This is a genomic window from uncultured Olegusella sp., assembly GCF_947253395.1.
Taxonomy (GTDB): domain Bacteria; phylum Actinomycetota; class Coriobacteriia; order Coriobacteriales; family Atopobiaceae; genus Olegusella.
This window is the reverse complement of sequence record NZ_CAMXYY010000068.1, coordinates 1-7,891: the sequence shown is the minus strand read 5'-3', so window position 1 is coordinate 7,891 and position 7,891 is coordinate 1. Positions and strand designations below refer to the sequence as shown.

Annotated in this window: 6 protein-coding genes; 4 read left to right on the top strand and 2 right to left on the bottom strand. The window is 46.9% G+C overall.

The window, feature by feature from the left end; genetic code table 11:
- A partial coding sequence (locus Q0X25_RS06115; protein WP_298580025.1) for a C40 family peptidase occupies positions 1-1,182 on the top strand: 1,182 nt, incomplete at its 5' end.
- An 8-nt stretch (positions 1,183-1,190) separates the two neighbouring features.
- Positions 1,191-2,195: a peptidoglycan bridge formation glycyltransferase FemA/FemB family protein gene (locus Q0X25_RS06110; RefSeq protein WP_298580022.1), complete on the top strand. Its 1,005-nt coding sequence runs from the start codon at positions 1,191-1,193 to the stop codon at positions 2,193-2,195.
- Positions 2,196-2,258: 63 nt separating this feature from the next.
- On the opposite strand, the gene Q0X25_RS06105 is transcribed toward Q0X25_RS06110, so the two are convergent.
- Together Q0X25_RS06105 and Q0X25_RS06100 are read right to left on the bottom strand one after the other, a co-directional pair.
- Positions 2,259-2,978, bottom strand: a complete 720-nt coding sequence (locus tag Q0X25_RS06105) for an aspartate/glutamate racemase family protein (RefSeq protein ID WP_298580019.1) — start codon at positions 2,976-2,978, stop codon at positions 2,259-2,261.
- 17 nt (positions 2,979-2,995) lie between these two features.
- Positions 2,996-4,243: a hypothetical protein gene (locus Q0X25_RS06100; protein WP_298580016.1), complete on the bottom strand. Its 1,248-nt coding sequence runs from the start codon at positions 4,241-4,243 to the stop codon at positions 2,996-2,998.
- Between the two features lie 159 nt (positions 4,244-4,402).
- Here Q0X25_RS06100 and Q0X25_RS06095 point away from each other — a divergent pair, with 159 nt between their 5' ends.
- Positions 4,403-5,599, top strand: a complete 1,197-nt coding sequence (locus Q0X25_RS06095) for a DegT/DnrJ/EryC1/StrS family aminotransferase (RefSeq protein ID WP_298580013.1) — start codon at positions 4,403-4,405, stop codon at positions 5,597-5,599.
- The gene (gene uvrC, locus Q0X25_RS06090; RefSeq protein WP_298580010.1) at positions 5,596-7,668 is read left to right on the top strand and encodes an excinuclease ABC subunit UvrC; all 2,073 of its coding nucleotides are present in this window, start codon (positions 5,596-5,598) and stop codon (positions 7,666-7,668) included. Before Q0X25_RS06095 ends, uvrC begins: the two co-directional genes overlap by 4 nt.
- Positions 7,669-7,891: the final 223 nt, after the last annotated feature.

Here is a 7,891-nt window from a genome sequence, read left to right as displayed (position 1 = left end):
CGATCTCTTGCATTCACACTTTGTGCAGCTTTGCTTTCGGCAAACTTTACTGCGCCTGTGTATGCTGTTACACATGAAGAGCTCCGCGAACAACTCAAGGATGCTCAAGCAGAGCTAGCAGCTTTGCAAGAAAAGACTGAAAATTCTGCTATCGCACTTCAGGAAACCCAGGAGCTTCTTGGCGGAATTCAGAGCCAGATTGGCGATTTGGAAGATAAGATTGATGACACAAAGTCTCAGCTTTCAGAGAGTAAAAAGCATCTGTCTAAGATAATGGTGGCAAATTATAAGAACCCCGTTACACTGACTTCTATCTTGCTTAACTCTGCAAGTTTTGAGGAACTAACTTCAAATATTCATTACGCTGACAGAGTAAATGCGCAGCAAAGCCAAGCAATTAATGAGACTCAGGATTTGCAGAACAAGCTGGTTAAGCAGAAAGACTCTTTAGAGGAAAAGCAGGACAAGCTTCTCAAGATGCAGGCTGATCAGACCAAGCAACAGAAAGAATTTCAGGCAGCGCAAGACGCGCAACAAAACTATGTAAATTCGCTTTCCCAGGAGGTGCAGGATGCACTCGAGAAAGAAAGGAAAGCTGAAGAAGAGAGAGCTCGTAAAAGGGCTGAGGAGGTTGCTGCCGCTCAGGTAAAGCGTGAACGCGAGGCTGCTGAACAGCACGCAAATGAAGCCCCTGAACAAAATGATCAAAGGGAAAACAATAGAGAGAGTGATGCTTCAGACTCTGATGCTACGGCGAAAACTCCGTCAATCCCCACTCCCATTCCCCCCAAAAATACATCTCGCTCGAAGCCTTCGAGTGTTAAGCAGGCAGCGGTCTCTGCAGCATTAAGCAGGCTCAACTGCACGTATGTATACAACGCAAGCGGTCCCAATCAGTTTGATTGCTCTGGTTTGGTCTGGTGGGCCTATAAGCAGGCAGGTGTTAGCATCCCACGTTCGCAGCATGCAGGGATGTTCTGGCAGGTTTATAACAGCGGCACTTGGACAACTAATGTCTACAGTCTTTCCGCAGGTGATCTAGTCTTTTATGGTCAGCCTGGGGCGACAAGCCATGTAGCGCTCTATATTGGCGACGGTCAGATTGTGCATGCAAATGGTACAAAGGTGACAGTGGGTAACGCTGTCTATGGGTCCTATCTTGGTGGTGGCTCAATCCTCTAGGGGTTCATATGTATGTCAAACAGCTGAGCGCTACGTCTTATCAAGAGCTTGCACAAAGTATGAGAATATCGCTTCCCATCGAGCAGACGGTGAAATGGGCTTACTACACCAAGACTATTCCTGGTAGGACGCCTTGGGGTTTTTTTTGTATAGAAGAAAATGAAGAGCCAGTTGCGTTGCTTGCGCTTACTGATTATTTGACGCATGGCTATCACTATCTTCGCGCCCATCATGGACCCTCTTGGTGTGTAGTACCAACGCCGCAGCAAGAGGAAGATGCGCTTAAAGCTATTGCTTTATTTGCCCGCCAGCATCATTGGAATCATGTGTTTATACGTCTGGCAGTCAAAAGTGATTTACCGTCCTGCTCGTATGTATTGTCTTCTATTCCGTATGATACGACGGTTGTTGTTGACTTATCAGGCACTGATGAAGATATTCTTGCGCGGATGAAGACGCGTGGTCGTCGTGATGTACGTAAAGCTTTGCGTGAGGCGCCTATTACCTGTGCTGTAGAGACTCAGAAGGCCATTCAATCCTTTGCCGAATATTATCCGGTCATGATTGAGACTGCTCAGCGTGATGGGTTTAGTCCTGCTCCCGAACAGGAATACCATGACTTTATCTCTCTATTAGGGAAAGAGCACTGCATGGTTTCTGTAGGCAGAGATAGTGATGGACAGGTAGTCAATTGGGCTATTGATACCATTTCTTCCAACAAAGCGGTGCACTATTTTGCAGCTTCAAGCACCCGCACGATGAAGCAGTATGTAACTGACAGATTGTATTATTTCTGCTTTTGTGAATTGGCAAAACGCGGTTGTACCTCTGTTGATCTGATGGGTATCGGCTCAGAGTTTTCGCCAAGCCTCAATAGCCTTAATACGTTTAAAACAAAGTTTGCAAAAGATGTAACGCCAATTGCGCCTGATAGGGATTATCCGCTACGTCCGATTGCCTATAAGTTGCTTCAAGGCGCAAAGTCAGTCCGCCGTTTAGTTAAGAAGCACTAAATCTGCCAGAGTAGTTGATATGTCTAATCGGTACTCTCAATTCATGCCGCACAGGATAACTATCTAGCTCTCGTGCGTAGGCGTGTGATGGGAAAAATAATACTCAACGCACGCATTGGCCAAAATATCAAGTGAATCAACGAGATAATCAGGACGCTGTTCAAGCTGCTGATATATCACTGAGAGTTCAGTGCAGCCGACGACAACAGTTCCACACCCTCGCTCATGTAAGGCATGAGCTACATCGAGAAACGCTTGGATATTAGCTGGCTTTCCTGACTTTACACAGTCATAAATAAGGAAAGTAATAATTGCCTGCTCCTGATCATTCGGCAAGATTGTTTCTAGGTGAGCAGAGTTAAAGAAGTTTTGAAAAACCTTTGACTTCGCTGTTCCTTCAGTAGCCATCAGACCAACTTTATTATTGACGCTATGGTGCGCAATGTCCTGTGCAGTCAACTGCATGATATTAAGCACAGGCAGTGCTGTCGCCCTTTGTATTTCTTCATAAAAGTAATGAGCTGTATTGCAAGGAATTGCGATGTAATCTACCCCAGATTTTTCGAGCTTGCGTGCCATTTTTATCATTTCAGGTACAGGATTGGTATCTGATTTTCCTAGTATGTAAGCGGTACGATCGGGAATTTGCGGGTCGTTGTAGATAATCATGGGTATGTTGTCTTGATCGCATTGTGCATGCGTTTTATTGATAATCATCTCCATGAAGCATGCAGTAGCCAATGGACCAACGCCGCCTAAAATACCAAGAATAGGGTGATTCATGATTGTTCCTTTAATATTTAGGAAAATACAGTTGTAGTATACGGAGTTCCATACAATTTAAAATTATTTTTTGCGAGCTGCGCAAGCCTCAGAAGATACAGGCGCCGCATAAGAGATCTATCTTTTCCATAATCCAAGGTCCAGGAGTAAGACTTCTCACGTAGATGCTTCATTGCACAATCATAGGCTGAGCCTGGTTGCGCGTAGTGACGTAAGGTGTTAGCAGGAACCTCAAGTAACATTTTTGAGCCATGAAGATAGTTTGTTTCTACGGGCTCTTTATGAAAGACGAGGTCATCGACATATGATTTGCCGACGTTTAATCCATTTGCAGTTGCAAAATATGCCGTTCTGCCCGGACGTAAATTAATTTCAAACAGCTTGTCGATTCCATCGCGCGGATCATATTTGATATCAAAGTTTGCAAATCCTTGATAGCCAATTGACTCAAGGAACTCCGCGATTTGCATGCAAAATGCATCGTTTTCTACCGGGATAATAGCCGAATAATTGCCTATTGCATAAGGCGTAGGATCAGAAAGAACAATCTGGCCGAGCACCATACTGGTGACCTTGTGGTTCTTTGTCACATAGGCATTTAAGACCTTCATGCATTCGTCACCACCGGGAATAAAATCTTGAATGATGAGGTCCCCACGATATCCAGCTGTAAAAATCGTTGAAATGATGGAATCTAGTTCATCCGAAGTCTCTATGCGGTATGCCTTTTTCCGACCGGGAAAATCGATGAGGTTCCACTCAACGGAGTCAGCTGGTTTTAGGGCTACAGGGAAACCAAACGGTAAATTATGGTGGGTCTGCTGTTGGAAATCGCTCTCATTGAGGATGAACGTCGCGGGATGGGGGAGTTGATAGATGTCACATAATTCATAAAAACTTTTTTTATCTGAGAGCTTGAGATGCAAATCATAATCAACGGCGTTAATGTCATACCAGTTGGAAAGTTCATCACGATATTGTGAGAGGAGTCGGCTGTAGTCATCCCCACCTGGAACAACTACATAGTGCGTATCAAGGTTATCTTTTTTTAATTTTTCACCCTTATCCGACATAGTTTTGATAAAGATTTCTGGATCTGTAAAGGATTCAGTTACCGACGGGGTGACGATTTTACTTGCTTTGGTTGCTGAAAGGCTGAGGCGCCCCCATGCCCATGAATTGATGGAAAATGCCTCATGAAATGAGCGTGCAGATCCATAGACACCTGATTCTGTACCGAGAATAATTGGTTGCAGAGTCACCATGATCTCCTCATGCATATAAATACCGTATATTTATTGAACATAGCTTGGATGATACGCTAATTTTCCGCATAATAAACTGCAACTCACTTTATTATATTGAGACGACATGCTTGGAAAAAAGAACAAGTCACTACTCGGTTTTCAGGATAGAAGCTTAGTATGAGCAATCAACAGTCGAGCGAACAACGATTACGTGAGATACTCGCCAATCGCACTCGGACAGTTGCGTGCGATTGGCATCTTGTTTTCAAGGCACGCTATGGAATGCTGGAATGTTTCAAAAGCATCGGCGAGACTGAAGGATTTGGTGAGGTTATTACTCAACTGTTCACATGCATCACTGCAGTTGACCCTATAATTTCAGCGGGTTTTGTACCTACATATGGCGATATTTCGGAAGATGCCTTTTCGCTTGATGCGGCAAAGCTATCGCTTTCAGACAAAACTAAAGCTGTAGTCATGCAGCATACGTTTGGCATGATTGATATCTCAAATTCACGTCGTCTTGCAGCACAGGTAAAGGCACATGGGGCATTATTACTAGAGGACTGTGCACACTGTGTTGGTAGGTTTGCATGTGGGGATGATGGTTTGCCCTTAGCTGATGTAATATTTTTTTCCTTTGGAGTCGAAAAGATATTGCCGACCCATTTTGGCGGCGCAGTGTGGATAAACCCAAAGCTAAAGACTGGACGGCATACGAGCTTTTATGAGCATGCTACTGCTAGATTGACGCAGCTGCCCGCCCTTAATAAGCGTCTGAATTTTGCTGCAAAAACATATGCAACACGTATGCGTATTCTCAATCATATTCCCGTACGATTGTCTGAATTTTTGCGTAGGCTCTGGATACGCAGCGGATCCCTTGAGATTGCTATTACTGAGCAAGAAAAGCAGGGTATGTTGCCCCTAGTTTCCCAAAAGCCGAGCGAAGTAATCGCTGCACAGGTCTATAGGTCTATGGAAGCATTAGATGAGGGCAATCGTGAGCGGATGGTAGCCGTTCAAAAATATGCGCGCCTATTTGAGGGAAGCAGTCTTTTTTCTGTTCCAAACATCGCAGTGGATCAATTACAGCCATTATTGCGTTTTCCACTGCTTGCTCCCTCACAAAAGCTTGCTGATTATGTAGTTAAGACATTGCGGTCACGTAATGTCTGGGCAGAACATTGGGGCAGACCGCTCTTATTCCCTGGGACACAACATGAGGAAGTTTTTAGGCTTCCAGACATGAGCATACTTCCTGTGACAACAAAGGTTTCAGAGAGAATACTATGTCTACCAACCGATGTAACGGATACGCAGTTTAATGCCCTTGTGGACGTATTCCGCACACTACAGCAACGACGCTCATGACTATCAAAGACCCTGCAGCTCATCGCCCAGATTTGCATTCGCGCATCCCACGTCCTGAGGACGAAGGCCTGCCGACGATTGCCGAGCAGGTAGAGCGTGTGCCTACCGAGCCAGGTTGCTATCTGTGGAAAGATGCTCGTGGCGATGTCATCTATGTTGGTAAGGCCAAAAATCTGCGCGCTCGTATGAAGCAGTACGTGCAACTGACTGACGATCGTCTTAAGATTCCACTCATGATGCAGGTTGTACGCTCGTTTGACTATGTGGTTGTAGGGTCTGAGCACGAGGCATTGGTGCTCGAACGTAATCTCATTGGGCAGTACCATCCGTACTTTAATGTCGATTACAAAGATGATAAAAGCTATCCCTATATTGCGGTGACAGAGTCCGATCCGTATCCAGCGATTAAATATACTCGCGAAAAGCATCGCAAGAAGACCCGCTATTTTGGGCCTTACACTGATGCGCGTGCGGCACGGCAGACTATCGATACCCTGCGCAAAGTAGTGCCAATTTGTATTTCTACCTGCGCGGAGTGGCGACGTTGCCAGCGTTATTTGGCAGCTCACCCAGACGAGGTTGCCGTGGCTCCGCTCGTGCTTGGCAAGCTTGGGCGGCCCTGTTTTGACTATCATGTGGGATTGGGACCAGGTGTCTGTGCAGGGGCTATTGATACGCCTGAGTATGCACGACATGTAGACCAAGTAGTGCGTTTTTTGTCAGGCAAGCGCCGGGATATACTCAATGAGTTGACCGAGCAAATGCACGATGCTGCGGCAGATTTGGATTTTGAGCGTGCTGCTCGTCTAAAAAAGCGTCTTGAGGCACTGGCAGCAACAGCTGAGCGTCAAGAAGTGATGTTTTCTTCTGATGTAGATATGGATGTGATTGGCTTTACGCGCGAGGAGACAATTAGCTGTGCTTGTGTCTTTGTGGTGCGTGAAGGCGTAACGATTCGTAGCGCTGAGTTTGTGCTGGACAAGGGCCTTGACGTGACCGAAGAAGAGCTGGTTGATGGCTTTTTAGCTCGTTACTACAACGAAACGGCTGACATCCCTGCCGAGGTAAATGTAGCGGTGGAGTTGCCTGATGCAGCGGCTGTAGGAAAGTGGCTGGCAGAAAAGCGCGGTCGCGCCTGTCGTCTGCATGTGCCCCAGCGTGGCGAAAAAGCGCATCTCCTGCAAATGGCTGCCAAGAACGCGCGTCATGCTCTCAACCGATATATGGTGCGCACAGGTTACGCAGACAAGCGTACCAATGAGGCATTGCTGCAGTTGGAGAGTGCTTTGGCGCTGGACGTGCCTCCCATGAGAATTGAATGCTATGACATTTCTACCTTGCACGGAGCGTTTACCGTAGCATCAATGGTGGTCTTTACCAACGGACGACCAGATAAGGGTGCATATCGTCGCTTTAAGATTCAAGCTGACCTGGACGAGGCAAACGACTTTTTGTCCATGAGTGAGGTATTGGGCCGACGTTTTTCGCCCGAACGTGTGGCCGATGAGCGTTTTGGTAGTCTGCCCGATTTGCTGGTGGTTGACGGTGGCAAGCCACAGCTGTCAGCTGCGATGGGGCAGCTGGCTGAGCTTGGGCTTGATATCCCCGTTTGTGGTTTGGCAAAGTCCGATGAGGAAGTATTTGTGCCTTGGGATGAGATGCCCGTTGTACTGCCGTCAGGTTCTGCTTCCTTGTATTTGATCAAGCAGATCCGAGACGAGTCACACCGTTTTGCGATTACGTTCCATCGCAACTTGCGTACCAAGGCACAGTCTGTGTCTATTTTGGATGAGATTGTTGGTGTTGGACCCAAGCGCAAAAAGGCGATTATGGCGAGATTTGGCTCGTTCAAGCGCTTGCGTGAGGCGTCGCCCGAACAAATTGCCGAGGCTAAGGGCGTACCTGCTGCTGTTGCTGAAGCCGTCTGGCAAGCTCTTCGCGCCTTTGAAGCCGAGCAGGATAGTGCTCAGCTGGACGGCGATGGCATTGCGGGTGCTGGGGAGACTGCAGGCGGCGATGGCGTGGCGAGCGCTGCTGGTGCTGACGATGCCGCCCGTCCCAATGCGTAGTATCCCACGCAGGTGCTTAAGCGCGCAGGCAGCGTTGACCACCGCATCTGTTGCTGCTGACACTGCACAGTTACTGGTATCACTGAGTGAACTTTTCCTAGTAGCAGCAACTAGTTCCGCCATCAGCCACATTCCATTTCACTTTTTTAGCCAAACGCCACATTCCATTTCACTTTTTTAGCCAAAAGCCACGTTTCATTTCACGCAGAAAAAATCTACCTGG

What these genes read in the sequence shown, in the direction of transcription:
- uvrC (WP_298580010.1), top strand. Translation starts at nt 5,596, where the DNA reads ATGACTATCAAAGACCCTGCAGCTCATCGCCCAGATTTGCATTCGCGC.
- Q0X25_RS06105 (WP_298580019.1), bottom strand. Translation starts at nt 2,978, where the DNA reads ATGAATCACCCTATTCTTGGTATTTTAGGCGGCGTTGGTCCATTGGCT.
- Q0X25_RS06110 (WP_298580022.1), top strand. Translation starts at nt 1,191, where the DNA reads ATGTATGTCAAACAGCTGAGCGCTACGTCTTATCAAGAGCTTGCACAA.
- Q0X25_RS06095 (WP_298580013.1), top strand. Translation starts at nt 4,403, where the DNA reads ATGAGCAATCAACAGTCGAGCGAACAACGATTACGTGAGATACTCGCC.
- Q0X25_RS06100 (WP_298580016.1), bottom strand. Translation starts at nt 4,243, where the DNA reads ATGGTGACTCTGCAACCAATTATTCTCGGTACAGAATCAGGTGTCTAT.